Genomic DNA, 17,434 nt, shown 5'->3' with positions numbered 1-17,434 from the left:
TGGCATTGATCGAGCTTTTTGCCATCAGAAGCGGCACCATGTATGAGCTTGTCACAGAGAGTGTGACACTTCAGGGGCAAAGGTATCAAGCCCCTCGCTCAATTCAGGCAAATATTATCACAAAGCAAGGCAGTCAAACTTATTACCGTGTCTCGGAAGGGGACACGGTTCTTTTTAAATGGAAAGGAAAAGAGCTTTTTAGAGGCATCGTTTTTTCCCGGACACCTGTTGAAGGGAAGATGACCTTTACCGCATACGATATGCTTCAATATTTGGTGAAAAACCAAGATGTCTATGTTTTTTCAAATCAAAGAGCAGATCAAATCTTAAGGCGGATTGGAGCTGACTTTCAAATTCCAATGACCTCCATCGCCAATACAGGACATGTCATCAAATCACTAGTCTTTAAAAATGATACGAGCCTGTATGACATGATATTGAAAGCATTAAAAGAAACGAAGCGGCAGACGGGAAGAAACTATCAAATCTATTCTGCTAAAGGCAAGATGGGGCTGAGAGCCTGGCCTGATCCAGAGGACGTATGGGTCATTGAATCAGGCATCAATCTCATTAGCTATCAATACAGTACCTCTATTGAAGAGACAGCCACTCGTGTCAAGATGCGTACGTCTGCTGATGAACAGGGGAAAAATAAGAAAAAAGGCAGTAAATCCGAGATTGTTGTGATTGAACAGGATAAAGCCGGTCAGAATAAATATGGTATTTTACAGCATGTTGAGACAGTCACGGGGCAAATCAACCAGCCGCAGCTGCAAAAAAGAGCCAAAGTACGGCTGGCAGAGAAAAAAGGCGTCAAACAAGAAGTCAAAAGCATCCAAGCGCTAGGAATTCCTGAGCTGCAAAGCGGTCTCCCAATCTATTTGAAAATTCCCGAAATCAACGTAAAAAAAACTTACTGGATCGATCAAGACAAACATGAATTTAGTGGGGTGAAACACACCATGACCATTGATGTTGTTGAGAAAAATTCAATGCCAAAGGGTGATCAAGCGTGAGATTAAGTGAAGCAATTAAACGATTGGCAGTGAATGCAGTAGACGCAGAATCTCCAATCGATCTTGTCATTGGAGAAGTCACGGCAGTTTCCCCGCTGAGCATCCGATTAAATGAGAATCGTAAGCTGACCATTCCAGAAGAATTACTGATTTGGCCGAAGCGCTTAAATAAGGGTGAGGATGATGAGCTGAAAAGAGGAGACAGTATTATGGTGCTTGCAATGGCAGGAGGGCAGTCCTTTTACATCATCGACAAATTGTAAGGGAGGTGATGAACGTGGCACTTTCACCAGAGGAAGAAATCGAGGAAATAGAAGAAGACGAAGAGGTCGAAACCTCGACGACGTATCGAATAGATTTTGAAACTGGCAGACTGACAGGCGAAACCATTTCAGGTATTGAAGCAATCCGGCAATTTATTTATATGACACTTAGGACAGAGCGGTACGCACATCCTATCTACAGCCACGACATTGGAACAGAAATTCAGGAGCTGTTGACGGATACAGAAGCCACGGATGAATACAAAGAAATGGAGATTCCAAGGCTGCTAGAGGAGGCACTGCTCGTTGACGAGCGGATTGATCATATTGAAGAGTTAGAGGTCACAAAGCAAAATGAATCGTTTCATGTCAAATTAGCTATTGTCACAGATGAGGGAACAATAGAAATAGAGGAGGTGATGGAGGGCGATGTTTGAGGAACAGACGTACGAAGCATTAATGGAAAGAATGCTGGACAGACTGCCAGATGATATAGATAAAAGAGAAAATAGCGTGATTTGGAATGCCTTGGCACCTGCTGCTGCTGAACTGGCCCAATCCTATATTTGGCTTGATCAAGTGTTTGAGCTGGTCTTTGCAGATACAGCACGAGGAGAGTTTCTAGATCGGCGGGCTGCTGAAGTAGGAATTGAAAGAAAACCAGCCACTAAAGCGGTTTGGTCAGCGGCCATTCAGCCAGAGAATATCAATATTCCAGATGGCTCACGTTTTTTTATTGAAGACGTTTATTTCCAGTATTCGAAGGATGGCACGCTAGAATGTGAGACACCTGGTAAAGCAGGCAATGTTCAATTAACAGATCAGCCGCTGCTGTCACTTGATACAATTCCAGGACTTGAATCGATTACGATGAAAGAACTGGTCATACCTGGTCAAGAGGAGGAAGATGACGCTTCATTATACGATCGATATTTAATACGTGCGAGGCGAGAGGCTGTCAGTGCCAACAGGGCGCATTATAAAAAATGGGCTGAGGAAGTAGCCGGTGTTGGCAGAGCGAAGGTGTTCCCGCTTTGGAACGGAGAAGGGACGGTCAAAATTGTTATCACAGATGGCAATCTAGATGTTGCATCAGACCTTCTTGTCAAAAGGGTACAGGAATATATCGACCCAGAGCCAGGTGAAGGAGAAGGACAAGCGCCTATAGGCTCAAAAGCAACCGTTGAAAGCGCCAAATGGCTGGATATCGACATAGAAGTGGCTGTCGAACTTCAAATGGACTGGACCCTTGAAGGAGCTCAGAAAGAAATAGAAGAAAAGGTCAAGACGTTGTTGAAATCAATCGCATTTGAAAAGAGTACCATTCGAATGTCCGCCTTAAATGATATTCTGTATCATTCAGAAAGTGTGTCAGATTATGCAGATGTGTTATTGAATGGAGAGTCGAAAAACTTAGTATTACAGGACATTGAGATTCCGCGTCTTAGGCAGGTGAAGGTTATTGAGCAAACAGGATGAAATGAAAAACTATTTGCCGCCATATTTTACAGAAATTTATGAAGTGGATCACCTGCTCAAGACAGAGGCACCGGAATTTGAGCAATTGGACGAATCTATTTTCGACTTAACGGATCAGTTCTTTCCTTTAACAGCGACATGGGGATTGAACAGATGGGAAAGAATGCTGAAGGTGCAGCGGGAATCAGATGATTCAATTGAACTGCGCAGAGCACGCTTACTCAATATGATGTCAAATATTCCGCCAATCACGTATCTTTCATTAGAGAAATCAGTGAATCGCTTTCTCAAAAATCCAAGTGCTGTCATCCGTCTCACAACCAATCGTTATCACTTCGCCTTACGTGTGAATCTAGATGATCTGCAAAACACGAGATATATTGTAGAAATTCTTGAAACGTTAAAGCCTGCTCACTTGGCTTATACGTTCACTGCTTTTCATCATACTGACGTACATGAAAAAAATGATCATCACGTGAGGCTCACACTGCGCAGCAGGGTGGGTTTTTTCGATCATATCCCGATTTTACTCAATGGTGAATTTGTCTTAAATGGTACGTTTTATCTCAGTGGAACACGAGGTACAACGGATGTGCCTGCTCGTTTTAGACATTCATTAAACATGAGAATGCGGCTTCAACATCAGTCAGAAACAGCACATCGCATGAACTATGTCATGACTGGAGCGGTACATGAAACGAAGCAAGGAACGGCATTGACTTTACGCACAAAAAATCAGCTTCAGCATCAAACCAAAAAGAAGGTGACGTTCCGTCTGCCAGTACATGTCCAAACTGAGCAGGGTGGAAGCTTACTAATCAAGGATCGTTACTGGATTCTTGATGGATCTGTTCCGCTGGATGGATCAAAAATGCTCGCAGCAACTTCTAAAAAAATAGAGCTATAAGGAGGATCACAATGGCTGATCAATTAACCGTAACAACACTGTATGCACGACAACAAATGGCAAAGGCAAGAGCAGAAGGAACAAAACTCACAAAAGTCGTCAAAATGGCATTTGGAAATGGGGGAACGAAGGATGGAAAACCGATCTCTCTCGACGGTACCGAACAAGCACTTAAAAAGGAACTAGTCCAAAAAAATATTGATTCATTTACCTTCATGGAGCCAGCAAAAATCCGCTACACCTGCACGATCGCTGAAGGAGAACTGGCAGGAGAAGTGATCAACGAACTAGCACTTGTCGACGAAGACGGCAAATTCACCGCCATCCGCACTATGACAGACAAACAAAAAGACGGCGACATTGAATTCGTTTTTGAGATTGATGATATTTATTAATGGAGGGGAAATGAAGTGGACATAAAATCACCTTTACCGTTTGAAACCACTGACAAAGCCCATGCCAACTTGTTTAACCAGATGGTCGACACACTTGTAGAGAATGATCATGCGCTGAGTAAACAAATTGCAGGGATCACAAATGAAAGCTTCTTCAAGCTAACAGGGGATCAAGCCATTCAAGATGCGACAATCAGCGGCGAGGAATATCCAATAGGGATTACATTTATGGATATTGGTCAAGCCAATGATACGGGATACCCTACAAGATTCGGCTTTGTGAAAAATGAAAAATATAGTAACTTTCGATTTATTCAATATTACTATGGGACTGGAAACGAAGCAGGAAGTTATTTTGATAGCACAGGTACGTGGTGTCGTCACTGGTGGACTGGATCCGGTTGGACCGACTGGCATAAGCTCTCTGGGTTCTGTCATGCCAATATAGGTACAACTGGGAAGCAGTTATTAACCAAAGGAGAGTATCAAAAAGTCCTTTTTAATCGAAAGATAAAAGACAGTCATAACAATTTTGATATCAAAAATAATCGCTTCATCTGTCCTGAAAACGGAATGTATTCAGTGAATGCAGGTGTGTATATTGAAAGCTTTCAACGGTATGCAAACTTTGAATTATCGATCTATTTAAATGGAAAAAGATATAAAAATATTTCACATCAAAGACAAAGTCCGACAAGCCCATCTGATACGTTGAGTTTTAGTATGGGACTTTATGGTTCTGCCAATGTACCGGCTAATAAAGGGGATTATTTAGAAATTTATATGTATGCAGGATATGACGGAGACGTTAGTCGTTATATATCAGATAACTCAGGCTGGTACAACTATTTTGACATTACAGAAGTAGGCGGCCGAAATTTCCCGAGAGTATAGGAGGGTTCTGATGATTTTATATGAAGCTATTAAGTATAAATACCCTGATGCGGATCCGCAAAAGGATTTTGAACTGAGAAATGACGGCGACGGTTCATATATAAGTGAGTGGCATCTAGACGTGCCAAAGCCAACGGCAGAAGAATTAAAAAAATGGTGGGAAGAATCACAAGCCAATCCGAGGTATCAACCACCTCTTCCACTAGATTATCTAGCACAAGAAGTAGCAAAAGAAAAGTTGATGAGGAAACAGCTTGAACACAAATGTGATCTTCTAACAAACGAACTAGAAGCGCTAAAAAATGAGATCCTTTTCAGTAAAGGAGAGGGTGAAACATGAATTATTGGGTCATGGCATTATATTTCCAATGGGTGACACCTGAATTGGTCAAAGAAGCAGTTGAATTAGGTGATTGTTCTATGGAAGATCTAAATGCAGGATACGAGCAAAGGATACTCACTTTAGAGCAGCTGCAAGAGATTGAATCAAATTTCAAGGCAAGGGAGTGAAAGTCGAATGGAAATAAAAGAACCAAAAGCTTTTGAAGTGAATGATAAAGCGCATGCAGATCTGTTTAATGACATGGTCAAAGTACTACTTGAAAATGATACTGGACTATTAGAGCAGCTCTTAAAACATACAAATGATGGGAGAGTACATGCGTCTGAAGAAGAAAAGAAAAAATGGAATGACTCACAAATCTATAAAATAACTGCAGATAACGGTATGCAGCTTATCAATGTTTCACCAGATTCAAAAATATTTGATGCAATTAAGGATAAAGGAACATGTACATTTTACGCAGCTTCTGGAGTCCAAGATTCTCCATCATCGTCAAATACTTCACTGAGAGGTATGCAAATAGTAGGTCAAAATAATATTGGGGCAGGCTTTGCGGTAGACATAGCAGGGAATGCTTACAGTTTTTATTACAATTCTGGTCATACGACTATTACTTGGACACCACTTCCGAGTAAAGAAGATTTAAATAAATGGAATGGCAGTCAGCTAATCAAAATTACAAATGATACGGGTGGAGTTCGTGTATCTGTAGGAGCTACAGAGAGTTTGTTCGATAAAATTACTCAAACTGGAAAAACATTTGGCACATTTTATTCTCCATCTGGGGTACAGGACAATCCTTCAGCTTTATCGGCACGTGGTTTTTATCACTTTACATCTGCCGATAATAATAACAAAGGGACTTTTGGATGGGTGATTGCTGTAGATTATCGTAATAACGTCTTTACAAATTATCTAGATTTAAATTTAGGCTGGCAGGGCTGGCGAAGATTAATATCTGATGCTGATTTTGAAAATGTTCAGTGGCTAAATGTCACATTAGACAATGGTTCTTCTATTGGTGACAGACCGGTTCAATATGCTAAATGGGGAAACTTATTATTGTTGAGAGGTCATCTAGTAGCAAATAGAGAAGTTATCTGCGGGAAAATTCCAATTACTGGATTGCCTGATAAAGGCATAGTAGTATCAGTACCAGTATCAGGTACAACGGGTCATAGTAAATTATATATATATAAGACAGGAGAGCTAAAATTAACCGGTTTACATGCAGTGAATAACAGTGCAGTAACTGGCTACTATTTAGACACAGTCGTCCCATTAAATTAAGGAAGTGATAAAGATGATACAAGCCTATGAATACAATCATCAAAATGAATTGGTCAGACCTATCGAAGTGTTCGAAAGGGATGATGAAGGTAATTATGTCATTCCAGATCAATGCACAACAATCGCTCCACCCAATAATCCTTCTTTTTATAAAGCAGCTTTTGATGTGGAAAAACAACAATGGTATGAATCAGCGACACAAGAGTATATAGATAGCTTAAAATCAGCTCCTCTCCCGCCAAGTGATATAGAACTTTTAAAGAAACAAAATGCTTTATTATCAAAACAATTAACACAGCTATTTGCTATCTTTAAAGGAGCTGAATCAGAATGATGTTTCCAACTGTAGCAGATATCAAACAATTTTGGGACTGGCAGTGTTACGGCCCAGAGGACATTGCATTTTATGTAAGCATCGGCTGGATCTCGGCAGACGACTATCAAGATATAACTGGAGAAATATACGAAGCCTAATGGCTTTATTTTTTTGCCGGAAAGAAGGTGATTCCAATGGAAGTAGATGTCATTCAAAACTTAATGACACAAGGCCCATTTGCTGTTCTCTTTTGCTGGATTCTGTTTTATGTTCTCAACACAACAAAAGAACGAGAAAATAAACTCAATGCACAAATCGAGGCACAAAATGATGTGTTAGCAAAGTTTAGTGAAAAGTATGACGTCGTGATCGACAAACTCGACAAAATAGAACGAAATTTAAAATAGGAGGAAAAATCATGAAAACATTCGACAAAGGCACTGTAATTCGCACAGTGCTTCTTTTTATTGCTCTGATCAATCAAACGCTTGTCATGTTTGGACAAACGGTGCTACCGATTAGTGAGGAGCAAGTACAAACCGCAGGTGAAGCACTTTATGTGGCAGGTTCTACGATTTTCACTATGGTCACAGCGGTAATAGCTTGGTTTAAAAACAATTATGTGACCTACAAAGGCCAATTACAAAAAGATGCTCTGAAACAAAGAGGGCTAACAAAATAATACTTGAAGGAGAAACGACATGGTGAAAATCATTCAAGCATTGATCCCAAAACAACATCGCAACAGACCAGGAAACACAATGAAGCCGCTCTATATTACAGTGCATAATACGTCAAATAGTGCAAAAGGTGCTAATGCTGCCAGTCATGCAGCGTTTGTTGCACGTTCAAGTACCGGTGTCAGCTGGCATTACACTGTTGATGATCAGGTGATTTATCAGCATTTACCGTTAAACGAAAACGGCTGGCACGCAGGGGATGGCAGAGGCACCGGCAATATGAAGTCAATTGGAATTGAAATTTGTGAAAATGCAGACGGTAACTTTGAACAAGCAGTCGAAAATGCCCAATGGCTCATTCGCAAGCTGATAGGAGATTTGGGGATTCCTTTATCAAATGTAGTGCCTCATAAACATTGGAGCGGGAAAGAGTGTCCAAGGAAACTTCTCGGACGATGGGATCAGTTTAAAGCTGGCATAGCCACAGCGCATACCGGCAGCAAAAGCACAAGAAAACCAGTTCAGGCAGAAAGCTTGAGCCACAAAGCACCCGTTTCCAAACAGAAATCGTCAAACCTGCCATCTGGCATTTTAAAAGTAACCAAGCCCTTAACAAAAGGCCCTCAAGTCACTGCCGTGCAAAAAGCCTTATCATCCCTCTATTTTTACCCAGACAAAGGGGCAAAAAACAACGGGATTGACGGCTATTATGGACCAAAAACGGCAAATGCGGTCAAACGGTTTCAGCTTATGAACGGCTTAGCTGCAGACGGAATTTACGGACCGAAGACGAAGAACAAAATCGAACAATTGCTGAAGAAGTGACGATCTTTAAAAAGAGCTATCAGCAAGTGAGGAAATGCTTCCTTGCTGATAGCTAACAAAAAATCACATCATATGTGATATAATCAACCAAATCACTATCATGAGAGGAGGGAAAAATGAAAAAAGAACTGTTCCAGATCATCATGCTGTCAGTGCTACTCATCTATTTCATTTATCACGGAATGACGAGCGGTTTTCCTGTGTCCTATACAATCATTCTCATCTTAACTTATCTTTCTGTGATTACATACCGCATCATAATTTTATTAAGAATACGAAAAAACAAAGAACAAGCATAAGAGATATGTACATAAAAAAACCATCCTTGATTTCTCAAGAATGGTTTTTCGTATGGAGCATAGCGGGATCGAACCGCTGACCTCTACGCTGCCAGCGTAGCGCTCTCCCAGCTGAGCTAATGCCCCGAGGTATGACGACATAATTTATTATAATCAATCCTCCTGTGAAATTCAAGCTGTAAAACGTAAACACAACGTCTAATTTTCCTTCTGCTCAATCGGAATATAGTCAAAAATTTCGCCAGAATGAACAGAATGGGCTAATCGTCTCAACCAGTCATAATAGGCTTTTGAGCTTTCAAGCTGCTCAATGAGCTGCTGCGCTTCCTCTCTTACATGTTCCTCCAGCTGATCATCATGCGCCACCTCTTGAAGCTGCTCTTGCGCTTCTTCGATTGCCGTTAAATTGACCTCGACCTCTCGTTCCCATTTTTGAGGAAAGAAGTTCGTGAAAAACTTAAAAAAGTCTTTTTCCGCAACAAAGCTGTGTTTTCTTCGGCCTCTGTGAAACGTCTTTTTGACAATATTCATGTCTTGCAGCTTTTTCACACCCGTACTCATACTCGGCTTACTCATTTGCAGCTCTTCACGCATTTCATCGAGTGTCATTTCCTCGTTTAAATACATCGTCCCATATAGAATACCTGCACTTCGTGTAATGCCATAGAGATCCATCGTTTCAGCTATGGAATCAATGACTAGATCTTTAGCAGCTAAAATACGATCTTCTGCTTGCGGCTGTTCCTGCTTTTTCATTTTGTCCCTGCTTTCTATTAAGAGAATTCAATCCGTTCAAAAAAATCTTTATGGACTATATGTTAACGAAAGAATACAAAAAGTCAAAATAAATGAAGCATATCTCCCCTTTGACAGAAAAATTTGAACATGATAAGTTAATTATGTTCAAAACGTTAAATTTTTATTTAACAAACTTACCAAAGAGAATCAGAGGAGGTTCCTTCTATGAGTCAAACACTATTTATAGACGGACAATGGGTTGGCGCTAAAAGTACCGACACGCGGGATATCATCAATCCGTTCAATCAAGAAGTGATCGCGACAGTCAGCGAAGGATCTAGAAATGACGCGCAGCTAGCCATTAAAGCAGCGAGAAAAGCCTTCGATCAAGGGGACTGGGCAAATCTTCCTGGACTTGAAAGAGGAAATATTGTGTTTAAGATAGCTGAATTGATTAGACGTGATCTTGATGAACTAGCCAAATTGGAATCACTTGATACAGGCAAAACATTAGAGGAAAGCAAGGCAGATATGGATGATATTGCGAACGTGTTCCAATATTACGCAGGATTGGCTGATAAAGATGGCGGGGAAATCATTGCATCGCCAATTCCAAACTCGAAAAGTGAATTAATCAGAGAGCCTGTCGGTGTATGCGGACAAATCACTCCTTGGAACTATCCATTGCTTCAAGCAAGCTGGAAAATCGCGCCGGCTCTTGCGGGGGGAAATACAATTGTTTTAAAGCCAAGTGAAATCACACCACTCACCACAATTAAAGTATTTAAACTCATGGAAGAAGCGGGTGTTCCGGCAGGCGTTGCAAACCTAGTGCTTGGACCTGGGGCAACGGTTGGGGATGAGCTTGCTGTGAATGATCAAGTAGATCTGATTTCATTTACAGGCGGTATTGAAACAGGTAAGAAAATTATGCAGGGAGCCAGCGCTAATGTGAAAAAAATAGCCCTTGAGCTTGGCGGAAAGAATCCGAATATTGTGTTTCAAGATGCTGATTTAGACGTAGCGGTTGACCAGGCAATGAATGCTGTGTTTTTCCATGCAGGGCAAGTGTGTTCAGCAGGGTCACGTTTGCTGGTGGAAGAATCCATTCATGATGAATTTTTAGAAGAACTGGTGAAGCGTACGAAAAAAATCAAGCTAGGCAACGGCTTTGATGAAGACACCCAGAGCGGGCCGCTCATCTCAGCTGAGCATCGAGAAAAAGTAGAAAAATACGTCAGCATCGGTTTAGAAGAAGGCGCTAAGTTAGAGACAGGTGGAAAAAGACCTGACGCAGAGGAACTGCAAAATGGGTTCTTCTACTTGCCGACCATTTTCTCAGGCTGCACGTCAGATATGCGGATTGTGCAGGAAGAAGTCTTTGGACCTGTCCTGACAGTTGAGTCCTTCCGTACAGAGGAAGAAGTCATCAAGCTGGCAAATGATACGATTTATGGATTAGCAGGAGCTGTGTGGTCTTCTGATATCAGCAAAGCCGAAAGAGTGGCTCGGCAATTAAGATTAGGCACGGTTTGGATCAATGACTTCCATCCTTATTTCGCTCAAGCACCTTGGGGTGGCTATAAGCAATCAGGCATTGGGCGTGAATTAGGACGCACGGGACTTGAGGAATATACCGAGCTGAAGCATTTATATCGAAATACAAAACCTGAAGCAGTTCATTGGTTTAAATAAAAATTACGCATTTGGAGGAGATTCTATATGACACTAAATATGAAAATTGAAAGCATGCAGAAATTCCATACATTTGAAATTCCGACTGTCATCAAACACGGCATTGGTGCAGTGAAACATGTCGGGGAAGAAGTAAAAGCATACGGCGTTTCAAAGGTATTACTTGTAACAGACCCCGGGATTTATCAAGCGGGCGTGGTGGACCCCGTAATTGCTTCATTAAAAGAAGCACAAATTGATGTTGTTCTATTTAATAAAGTAGAGCCAAATCCGCCAGTCCGTCTAGTGAACGAAGGATCTGCTTTATATGAAAAAGAAGGCTGTAATGGATTAATCGCAGTAGGCGGCGGTAGCTCAATGGATACAGCAAAGGCAATCGGAGTAGAGGCGACTCATGAAGGTTCAGTCCTTGATTACGAAGCGGCAGAGGGGAAAAAACCGCTTGAAAACAGAATCCCGCCTTTAACTACTATTCCGACAACAGCTGGTACAGGTTCAGAAGTGACACAATGGGCAGTCATTACTGATGAAGAAAGAGAATTCAAATTCAATACAGGTGGTCCTCTCATTGCAGCTCATCTTACAGTGATTGACCCAGAGCTTCATGTATCCATGCCGCCTCATGTGACAGCAATGACTGGAATTGACGCACTTGCTCACGCGATTGAATGCTATACGATGAAATTTGCTCAGCCGATTACAGATGCGGTAGCGCTCATGGCAATTGAATATGCAGCTCATTATATTCGCCGTGCTTTTGCTGATGGCGAGGACTTAGAAGCCAGATATGGAATGGCACAAGCTGCGATGCTTGCCGGGCTTTCTTATGGAAGTGAATCAGCTGGCGCTGCACATGCGATGAGTCAAACACTCGGAGGCATTATTCCTGTCGCGCACGGTCAGTGTGTTGCAGCGATGATGGGACCAGTGATGGAGTATAACTGGAAAGGGTATCCGGAAAAATTCGCACGAATTGCACAAGCGTTTGGGATTGATACAAGCAGAATGACAACAGAGGAAGCAGCCAAAGCAGCCGTAAACTGGATGTATGATTTAGTAGAAGATTTAGAAATTCCTTCATTAGAAGAACAAGGTGTATCAAAAGATATGATTGACCGTTTATCTAAAGAAGCGATGAAAGATCCGCAAACAGTTGGAAACCCAAGAGATCTAAACGAAAAAGCGTACAAATGGATTTATGCGCGCTGCTTTGAGTTAACACCTAAAACAGTGTAACAATGAAAAAAGGCTCCCTAAAGGGAGTCCTTTTTATGTTTTATAGTTGTTCTTTAATTTCTTTGATTTGATGAATATGGCGTTTTTCATGTGCGCCGATAAAATCAAGATATTGCTTAAGGGATAGCTCTTTAAACACAGGGTGTGCAATGACGCGTTTGAAATCTTCCTCAGTAAATGTTGATAAAATTTGATTGAGCTGCTCACGAGCTGTATCGAGCTCATCCTTTAAATGTGTAGGTGTCACATGCTTGTGCTCAGGCGCAACAATACTAGGCGCAGTGGCTTTTTTCGAACGGTCCTCTGCCATTTCCACCGGCTTTGGTTCATATTCTTTGATCGGTGCTTTTTTTCCCTCAGCAGCTAGATGTTTTGCTGCAACTAGGTCCATTTTCTTTAAATGATCTGCTACCTCTTGAATACTCCAAGTATCATCAGATAATTTTTGGTTCAATTGTTCTTCGCTCAAACCTTGCAGCTCGTGCCACAATTCTTGTCTTGCTTCATGTAATAAACTCATTTTCTTCATCACCTCAAGATCAAATTTTAACATAAGGGTACATGACAATCATTCTTGAGCTATCCGAAAATCCCTTTGAAGAATTGTGATGAAATATGAAACCTTTACAAAAGTGGTTCGTATTACCTGTTACAAGGAATACATTGGAGGTGAGTGTGGTCTAAATGAAATAAAAGATGTTTATTTCATGAAGAAAGGGTGAGGAAGATGGATGTGTTTGGGCTGCCTCTTCAGACGCTGTATTTATACATATTGATGATATCAGGAATCCTGACACTTGTTTTCGTCTTTTTCGGCGATGTATTTGATGGATGGTTTGAAGCGATCCCTGTTCCATTCCTTCAACCAACATTGATCCTCGCATTTCTTACCTTTTTCTCGGCTGGAGGGTTTATCTCTGAAAAAACAGCAATTGTAGGAAGTGGACTTGGCGCACTATTATCTGCCATCCTCGCAGTGATCCTTGTGACCTGTTTGAATGTATTTGTATTAGTCCCGCTTTCCTCTGCTGAAGAATCTCTCTCTTATACGGAGGCCGATTTAAAAGGAAGAACTGGGGAGATCATTGTATCTGTTCCAAAAGACGGGTTTGGAGAAGTGCTGTTAATCAGTAATAGCGGGAAAATCTCAAAGCCAGCTGTCAGTTTCGACCAAGAGGAGATTCCATATGGAACCCGTGTGCTAGTTGTCGAAGTGAACAAAGGCGTCTTATCTGTTATACCAAATGAAGAAATTTAGGAGGGAATTCTATGCCAGGAACAACTATTTTAGTGATCATTGGAATTGTGCTTGTCATTCTTATTGCACTTATTGGTGTATTTGTTTCTAAATACCGGACAGCAGGTCCAGATGAAGCATTAATCGTCACAGGAAGTTATCTAGGAAGTAAAAATGTCCACGTGGACGAAGGTGGAAACAAGATTAAGATTGTAAGAGGCGGTGGTACCTTTGTCCTTCCAGTCTTTCAACAAGCAGAGCCGCTCAGCTTACTATCTAGCAAGCTAGATGTTTCAACCCCTGAAGTCTATACCGAACAAGGTGTACCGGTCATGGCGGATGGAACGGCCATCATAAAAATTGGTGGATCGATTGAAGAAATTGCTACTGCTGCAGAGCAATTTTTAGGTAAAACAAAAGAAGACCGTGAAAACGAAGCGAGAGAAGTATTAGAAGGTCACCTTCGTTCCATCTTAGGGTCAATGACAGTTGAAGAGATTTATAAAAATAGAGAGAAATTTTCACAAGAAGTACAACGAGTTGCTTCTCAAGATTTAGCGAAAATGGGTCTAGTCATTGTTTCGTTTACGATCAAAGATGTTCGTGATAAAAATGGCTATTTAGAATCTCTAGGTAAACCAAGAATTGCCCAAGTAAAACGAGATGCAGATATTGCAACAGCTGAAGCAGATAAAGAAACACGGATCAAACGTGCCGAAGCAGATAAAGATGCGAAGAAATCTGAGCTTGAGCGCGCTACTGAAATCGCTGAAGCAGAAAAGATTAATGAACTGAAAAGAGCAGAATTCAGACGTGAACAGGATACGGCAAAAGCAAGTGCTGACCAAGCGTACGATTTAGAAACAGCTCGTAACCGTCAGCACGTAACTGAACAAGAAATGCAAGTCAAAATCATTGAGCGTCAGAAACAAATTGAATTAGAAGAAAAAGAGATTCAGCGTCGTGAACGTCAATACGATTCTGAAGTGAAAAAGAAAGCAGATGCGGACCGTTATGCTGTTGAGCAGTCGGCTGCGGCAGAAAAAGCGAAACGTCTTGCTGAAGCAGATGCGAAGAAATATAGCATTGAAGCAATGGCAAAAGCAGAAGCTGAGAAAGTTCGTATTGACGGGCTTGCCAAAGCGGAAGCGGATCGTGCGAAAGGGGAAACAGAAGCAGAAGTCATTCGACTAAAAGGACTTGCAGAAGCCGAAGCGAAAGAGAAAATTGCGGAAGCATTCGAACAGTATGGTCAGGCAGCGATCCTTGATATGATTGTCAAAATGCTTCCTGAATATGCGAAGCAAGTATCTGCACCACTTTCTAACATTGATAAAATTACTGTTGTGGATACAGGCGGTAACGGTGAAGGCAGCGGTGCCAATAAAGTTACAGGCTATGCCACAAATCTCATGTCTAGTCTTCAAGAGAGTCTGAAAGCATCCTCTGGAATTGATGTGAAAGAAATTATTGAGAACTTTTCTGGCAAAGGCAATGTGAAGCAAAGCATTCAAGAACTGACAAATGAAATCAAACAACCAAGGAAAATTGAAAAAGCTGATCATCAAATAGAACAATAAAATCAAAAGACACCTTCCACCAGAAGGTGTCACTTTTTTATAGAAGAAGGTTTAACCATTGAAAGATGTGCTGACAAAAGGCTGTCATTGAATTCTATGTAATAGGAATTTATCATAATGAAGATAAGGTGGAAAAAGCTAAAAGGAGTGGAGCGGATGAAGGTGAGACATGCTGTGCATCAAGATATTCCAAAAATCGCCGAGATTCATGTGAAAAGCTGGCAGACGACCTATCAAGGGATTATTTCGCAGGAGTATTTAGATGGTTTAACCATTGAAGATCGGGAAGAGAGCTGGAGAAAAAGATCGCTTGAAGGCACGTTTGTCGCAGAAGATGAGGATGGCGTATTTGGTTTTGCCACTTTTGGAAAACAACGTGACGAACGCTATTCTACATATGATGGAGAGCTATATGCCATCTATTTATTCCAACAGAAACAGAAATCAGGGGCGGGTATTGCTCTAATGGAAAAAGGAGTGGAATATTTAATAGAAAAGGGTTATCAGAATATGCTGCTATGGGTGTTTGAACAAAATTCGGCGAAACAATTTTATCAAAAGCTTCAACCTAGTTTTGTCGTTACCAGCCAGTTCGAGCTGGCTGGCGAGAACCATAATGAAATAGGGTATGGATGGGAGTTGTCTAGATTGAATAACCATGTAAAACGAATTAAATCGTCAGCTTCCAGTAATAATGAGAGAAAAAAGTGAAAAGTACAGCAAGCAACATATAAGAAATAAACGGTGAAGCTTCTACTTTTCCTTTCACGCCTGCTATTTTTAAAGCTTCATAGAAACCTGCCAAAAAATAAGCAAGACTGAGAAAATAACAGCAAAGCATAATGGAGTAAGGGTTCATTGTCGTACCTCCAGCATGAAATCTTCTATTATTAATAGATTCCATAGAGCAGCAAATTATGCATAAAAAAATAACCAGCTGTCATCAGCCGGTTATTTTTGATGAGGAAAAACCAAACGGGATGCACTTGGGATAAGTATACAAAGAACAATACTGCAAATAATAAATGAAGGAACCATATATGTGCTGTTATAAATTAAAGAGTAGACCCATCCTGGTGTTCCTTTCGGTGCATATTGAGAAAAGAAAACGACGCCAGAAATAAAGAACGTCAGTAGCCTGAAGAAACTAGCAACAAAAACAGCTAAGGTAATATAGAAAAATTGCTGCTTTCGCTTTTGATCCTGAATAGCTTTTTTGATCAATCCAGAAAACAAGCCGCTTAAAGAAATGACAACAGATGCAACGAAGTAATCGAGGAATCCTTGAACAGGTGTAGCGATGATCGGGCTATTCATCAGCTGAAGACCTGCGATTAACACACCGATGATAAATCCGGTAGATATCCCCCATCTAATAGACATGAGAATGACGGGAATCATAATCAGCGCAAGAGATCCGCCATTCGGCATTCTTAAAAAGAGACCTGATAAGTAATCTAATACAAGTGCAAGTGAAGTCATAATCGCGATTTCCATCAGTCGTACCAATTGATTTGATTGCTGCATAAAAAAATCTCCTTTTTCATGAATTGAGCAAGGAGAGACCGTGTAAGGATGAGTATGTTATTCATAGAAAAACATATCGATTTGAATACACCATGTATCCAAGTGATTCCACATTCCTACTTCAGTATTAACTGACAGGTTCAAAGGGTCAGAACAACGAATGTTCACTCTCAGCACAAAGCTCCCCCTGCGGTTATTTAGTTTCAATCTATTATAAATATACTAAAGACCTGCAGGATCAACAATAGACAATTCCCGAGATGAGCAGCATTTGTATCAATATATAGGAAGAGATAAGGAAAAATAAATTATTTAGAAAAAATACTTGTTTCTTCTCTCAAAAGGTGTTATATTTGTATTCGCCGCTGAAACAGCGCGGTTGATAAATAACATTAAGAAAAAAGTTGTTGACTTTATCTTGATAGAATGTTATATTAATAAAGTCGCCTCTGAGAGACGGCGAAGATGATCTTTGAAAACTAAACAAGACAAAACGTACCTGTTAATTCGAGTTTTTATAAAAAATCCTATGATACTTCATAGGTAGTCAGTCAAACGCTGACGAGGCAGGAAATGATCACATGCTAAGTTCGCTACATCGTGTAGCAACGCATGTGTGATATGCATCCTGCATACCTCGGAGAGTTTGATCCTGGCTCAGGACGAACGCTGGCGGCGTGCCTAATACATGCAAGTCGAGCGGACAGAAGGGAG

Annotated in this window: 24 protein-coding genes, 1 tRNA gene, 1 rRNA gene and 1 riboswitch; of the genes, 22 read left to right on the top strand and 4 right to left on the bottom strand. The window is 40.9% G+C overall.

Annotated features, from left to right (window positions below):
• The first annotated feature begins 5 nt into the window (after positions 1-5).
• From QSJ46_RS00130 to QSJ46_RS00055, 16 genes are all read left to right on the top strand, one after another.
• Positions 6-1,016: an XkdQ/YqbQ family protein gene (locus tag QSJ46_RS00130; RefSeq protein WP_047203987.1), complete on the top strand. Its 1,011-nt coding sequence runs from the start codon at positions 6-8 to the stop codon at positions 1,014-1,016.
• The gene (locus QSJ46_RS00125; RefSeq protein ID WP_047203988.1) at positions 1,013-1,279 is read left to right on the top strand and encodes a DUF2577 family protein; all 267 of its coding nucleotides are present in this window, start codon (positions 1,013-1,015) and stop codon (positions 1,277-1,279) included. Before QSJ46_RS00130 ends, QSJ46_RS00125 begins: the two co-directional genes overlap by 4 nt.
• A 14-nt stretch (positions 1,280-1,293) precedes the next feature.
• On the top strand, positions 1,294-1,716 hold the full coding sequence (locus tag QSJ46_RS00120) for a DUF2634 domain-containing protein (RefSeq protein ID WP_047203989.1): 423 nt from the start codon (positions 1,294-1,296) through the stop codon (positions 1,714-1,716).
• Positions 1,709-2,758, top strand: coding sequence for a baseplate J/gp47 family protein (locus QSJ46_RS00115; protein ID WP_285604121.1), 1,050 nt, complete (start codon positions 1,709-1,711; stop codon positions 2,756-2,758). The genes QSJ46_RS00120 and QSJ46_RS00115 overlap by 8 nt, the downstream gene beginning before the upstream one ends.
• Positions 2,742-3,665: a YmfQ family protein gene (locus tag QSJ46_RS00110; protein ID WP_285604120.1), complete on the top strand. Its 924-nt coding sequence runs from the start codon at positions 2,742-2,744 to the stop codon at positions 3,663-3,665. Before QSJ46_RS00115 ends, QSJ46_RS00110 begins: the two co-directional genes overlap by 17 nt.
• 11 nt (positions 3,666-3,676) lie before the next feature.
• Positions 3,677-4,060 carry a phage tail-collar fiber domain-containing protein gene (locus tag QSJ46_RS00105; RefSeq protein WP_047203992.1) on the top strand — a complete coding sequence of 128 codons (384 nt, stop codon included), beginning with the start codon at positions 3,677-3,679 and terminating at the stop codon, positions 4,058-4,060.
• A 15-nt stretch (positions 4,061-4,075) separates the two neighbouring features.
• Positions 4,076-4,954 carry a hypothetical protein gene (locus tag QSJ46_RS00100; RefSeq protein ID WP_099663589.1) on the top strand — a complete coding sequence of 293 codons (879 nt, stop codon included), beginning with the start codon at positions 4,076-4,078 and terminating at the stop codon, positions 4,952-4,954.
• A gap of 10 nt (positions 4,955-4,964) precedes the next feature.
• Positions 4,965-5,294, top strand: coding sequence for an XkdW family protein (locus QSJ46_RS00095; RefSeq protein ID WP_285604119.1), 330 nt, complete (start codon positions 4,965-4,967; stop codon positions 5,292-5,294).
• Positions 5,291-5,464 carry an XkdX family protein gene (locus tag QSJ46_RS00090; protein ID WP_285604118.1) on the top strand — a complete coding sequence of 58 codons (174 nt, stop codon included), beginning with the start codon at positions 5,291-5,293 and terminating at the stop codon, positions 5,462-5,464. Before QSJ46_RS00095 ends, QSJ46_RS00090 begins: the two co-directional genes overlap by 4 nt.
• A gap of 7 nt (positions 5,465-5,471) precedes the next feature.
• On the top strand, positions 5,472-6,587 hold the full coding sequence (locus QSJ46_RS00085) for a hypothetical protein (protein WP_285604117.1): 1,116 nt from the start codon (positions 5,472-5,474) through the stop codon (positions 6,585-6,587).
• 13 nt (positions 6,588-6,600) lie between these two features.
• A complete protein-coding gene (locus tag QSJ46_RS00080) occupies positions 6,601-6,921 on the top strand; it encodes a hypothetical protein (protein ID WP_285604116.1) in 321 nt (106 codons plus the stop codon).
• Entirely contained in the window at positions 6,918-7,061 is a 144-nt protein-coding gene (locus tag QSJ46_RS00075) for an XkdX family protein (RefSeq protein WP_039180954.1), read from the top strand. The genes QSJ46_RS00080 and QSJ46_RS00075 overlap by 4 nt, the downstream gene beginning before the upstream one ends.
• Positions 7,062-7,097: 36 nt before the next feature.
• The gene (locus QSJ46_RS00070; RefSeq protein ID WP_039180953.1) at positions 7,098-7,310 is read left to right on the top strand and encodes a BhlA/UviB family holin-like peptide; all 213 of its coding nucleotides are present in this window, start codon (positions 7,098-7,100) and stop codon (positions 7,308-7,310) included.
• An 11-nt stretch (positions 7,311-7,321) separates the two neighbouring features.
• On the top strand, positions 7,322-7,585 hold the full coding sequence (locus QSJ46_RS00065; RefSeq protein WP_019743388.1) for a phage holin: 264 nt from the start codon (positions 7,322-7,324) through the stop codon (positions 7,583-7,585).
• Positions 7,586-7,604: 19 nt separating this feature from the next.
• Entirely contained in the window at positions 7,605-8,408 is an 804-nt protein-coding gene (locus tag QSJ46_RS00060; RefSeq protein ID WP_047204001.1) for a peptidoglycan recognition protein family protein, read from the top strand.
• 116 nt (positions 8,409-8,524) lie between these two features.
• Positions 8,525-8,707, top strand: a complete 183-nt coding sequence (locus tag QSJ46_RS00055; RefSeq protein WP_285604115.1) for a hypothetical protein — start codon at positions 8,525-8,527, stop codon at positions 8,705-8,707.
• A gap of 53 nt (positions 8,708-8,760) precedes the next feature.
• Here QSJ46_RS00055 and QSJ46_RS00050 read toward each other — a convergent pair.
• Both QSJ46_RS00050 and cudC read right to left on the bottom strand, forming a co-directional pair.
• Positions 8,761-8,833, bottom strand: a tRNA-Ala gene (locus QSJ46_RS00050).
• A gap of 72 nt (positions 8,834-8,905) precedes the next feature.
• A complete protein-coding gene (gene cudC, locus QSJ46_RS00045) occupies positions 8,906-9,463 on the bottom strand; it encodes a transcriptional regulator GbsR (protein WP_047204076.1) in 558 nt (185 codons plus the stop codon).
• Positions 9,464-9,670: 207 nt separating this feature from the next.
• Between cudC and betB the strand changes: the two genes are divergently transcribed.
• On the top strand, positions 9,671-11,140 hold the full coding sequence (betB, locus tag QSJ46_RS00040) for a betaine-aldehyde dehydrogenase (protein ID WP_285604114.1): 1,470 nt from the start codon (positions 9,671-9,673) through the stop codon (positions 11,138-11,140).
• 27 nt (positions 11,141-11,167) lie between these two features.
• Positions 11,168-12,376, top strand: coding sequence for a choline dehydrogenase (locus tag QSJ46_RS00035; RefSeq protein WP_285604113.1), 1,209 nt, complete (start codon positions 11,168-11,170; stop codon positions 12,374-12,376).
• A 40-nt stretch (positions 12,377-12,416) separates the two neighbouring features.
• Here the strand turns inward: QSJ46_RS00035 and QSJ46_RS00030 are convergent, their stop codons facing one another.
• On the bottom strand, positions 12,417-12,896 hold the full coding sequence (locus tag QSJ46_RS00030; RefSeq protein ID WP_180272435.1) for a DinB family protein: 480 nt from the start codon (positions 12,894-12,896) through the stop codon (positions 12,417-12,419).
• A gap of 207 nt (positions 12,897-13,103) precedes the next feature.
• Here QSJ46_RS00030 and QSJ46_RS00025 point away from each other — a divergent pair, with 207 nt between their 5' ends.
• The 3 genes from QSJ46_RS00025 to QSJ46_RS00015 all read left to right on the top strand — a co-directional run bounded on the left by QSJ46_RS00025 (position 13,104) and on the right by QSJ46_RS00015 (position 15,904).
• Positions 13,104-13,634: an NfeD family membrane protein gene (locus tag QSJ46_RS00025; RefSeq protein WP_047204079.1), complete on the top strand. Its 531-nt coding sequence runs from the start codon at positions 13,104-13,106 to the stop codon at positions 13,632-13,634.
• Positions 13,635-13,645: 11 nt separating this feature from the next.
• On the top strand, positions 13,646-15,193 hold the full coding sequence (locus QSJ46_RS00020; protein WP_047204080.1) for a flotillin lipid rafts scaffold protein FloT: 1,548 nt from the start codon (positions 13,646-13,648) through the stop codon (positions 15,191-15,193).
• 156 nt (positions 15,194-15,349) lie between these two features.
• The gene (locus QSJ46_RS00015; RefSeq protein ID WP_047204081.1) at positions 15,350-15,904 is read left to right on the top strand and encodes a GNAT family N-acetyltransferase; all 555 of its coding nucleotides are present in this window, start codon (positions 15,350-15,352) and stop codon (positions 15,902-15,904) included.
• A gap of 240 nt (positions 15,905-16,144) precedes the next feature.
• Here QSJ46_RS00015 and thiT read toward each other — a convergent pair whose 3' ends face one another.
• On the bottom strand, positions 16,145-16,720 hold the full coding sequence (gene thiT / locus QSJ46_RS00010) for an energy-coupled thiamine transporter ThiT (RefSeq protein WP_039180928.1): 576 nt from the start codon (positions 16,718-16,720) through the stop codon (positions 16,145-16,147).
• 96 nt (positions 16,721-16,816) lie between these two features.
• A riboswitch (TPP riboswitch) is annotated at positions 16,817-16,918 on the bottom strand.
• Between the two features lie 436 nt (positions 16,919-17,354).
• Between thiT and QSJ46_RS00005 the strand changes: the two genes are divergently transcribed.
• Positions 17,355-17,434, top strand: a 16S ribosomal RNA gene (locus tag QSJ46_RS00005); the annotation flags it as partial.

The sequence above is a fragment of the Bacillus sp. YKCMOAS1 genome, assembly GCF_030268125.1.
Taxonomy (GTDB): Bacteria; Bacillota; Bacilli; order Bacillales; family Bacillaceae; genus Bacillus; species Bacillus safensis.
The sequence above is the reverse complement of the archived record's forward strand: the minus strand, read 5'-3'. Positions and strand labels throughout refer to the sequence as shown.

What these genes read in the sequence shown, in the direction of transcription:
- QSJ46_RS00020 (WP_047204080.1), top strand. Translation starts at nt 13,646, where the DNA reads ATGCCAGGAACAACTATTTTAGTGATCATTGGAATTGTGCTTGTCATT.
- QSJ46_RS00035 (WP_285604113.1), top strand. Translation starts at nt 11,168, where the DNA reads ATGACACTAAATATGAAAATTGAAAGCATGCAGAAATTCCATACATTT.
- QSJ46_RS00070 (WP_039180953.1), top strand. Translation starts at nt 7,098, where the DNA reads ATGGAAGTAGATGTCATTCAAAACTTAATGACACAAGGCCCATTTGCT.
- QSJ46_RS00075 (WP_039180954.1), top strand. Translation starts at nt 6,918, where the DNA reads ATGATGTTTCCAACTGTAGCAGATATCAAACAATTTTGGGACTGGCAG.
- betB (WP_285604114.1), top strand. Translation starts at nt 9,671, where the DNA reads ATGAGTCAAACACTATTTATAGACGGACAATGGGTTGGCGCTAAAAGT.
- QSJ46_RS00030 (WP_180272435.1), bottom strand. Translation starts at nt 12,896, where the DNA reads ATGAGTTTATTACATGAAGCAAGACAAGAATTGTGGCACGAGCTGCAA.
- QSJ46_RS00085 (WP_285604117.1), top strand. Translation starts at nt 5,472, where the DNA reads ATGGAAATAAAAGAACCAAAAGCTTTTGAAGTGAATGATAAAGCGCAT.
- QSJ46_RS00060 (WP_047204001.1), top strand. Translation starts at nt 7,605, where the DNA reads ATGGTGAAAATCATTCAAGCATTGATCCCAAAACAACATCGCAACAGA.
- QSJ46_RS00025 (WP_047204079.1), top strand. Translation starts at nt 13,104, where the DNA reads ATGGATGTGTTTGGGCTGCCTCTTCAGACGCTGTATTTATACATATTG.
- QSJ46_RS00080 (WP_285604116.1), top strand. Translation starts at nt 6,601, where the DNA reads ATGATACAAGCCTATGAATACAATCATCAAAATGAATTGGTCAGACCT.
- QSJ46_RS00115 (WP_285604121.1), top strand. Translation starts at nt 1,709, where the DNA reads ATGTTTGAGGAACAGACGTACGAAGCATTAATGGAAAGAATGCTGGAC.
- QSJ46_RS00105 (WP_047203992.1), top strand. Translation starts at nt 3,677, where the DNA reads ATGGCTGATCAATTAACCGTAACAACACTGTATGCACGACAACAAATG.
- QSJ46_RS00055 (WP_285604115.1), top strand. Translation starts at nt 8,525, where the DNA reads ATGAAAAAAGAACTGTTCCAGATCATCATGCTGTCAGTGCTACTCATC.
- QSJ46_RS00015 (WP_047204081.1), top strand. Translation starts at nt 15,350, where the DNA reads ATGAAGGTGAGACATGCTGTGCATCAAGATATTCCAAAAATCGCCGAG.
- cudC (WP_047204076.1), bottom strand. Translation starts at nt 9,463, where the DNA reads ATGAAAAAGCAGGAACAGCCGCAAGCAGAAGATCGTATTTTAGCTGCT.
- QSJ46_RS00095 (WP_285604119.1), top strand. Translation starts at nt 4,965, where the DNA reads ATGATTTTATATGAAGCTATTAAGTATAAATACCCTGATGCGGATCCG.
- QSJ46_RS00065 (WP_019743388.1), top strand. Translation starts at nt 7,322, where the DNA reads ATGAAAACATTCGACAAAGGCACTGTAATTCGCACAGTGCTTCTTTTT.
- thiT (WP_039180928.1), bottom strand. Translation starts at nt 16,720, where the DNA reads ATGCAGCAATCAAATCAATTGGTACGACTGATGGAAATCGCGATTATG.
- QSJ46_RS00090 (WP_285604118.1), top strand. Translation starts at nt 5,291, where the DNA reads ATGAATTATTGGGTCATGGCATTATATTTCCAATGGGTGACACCTGAA.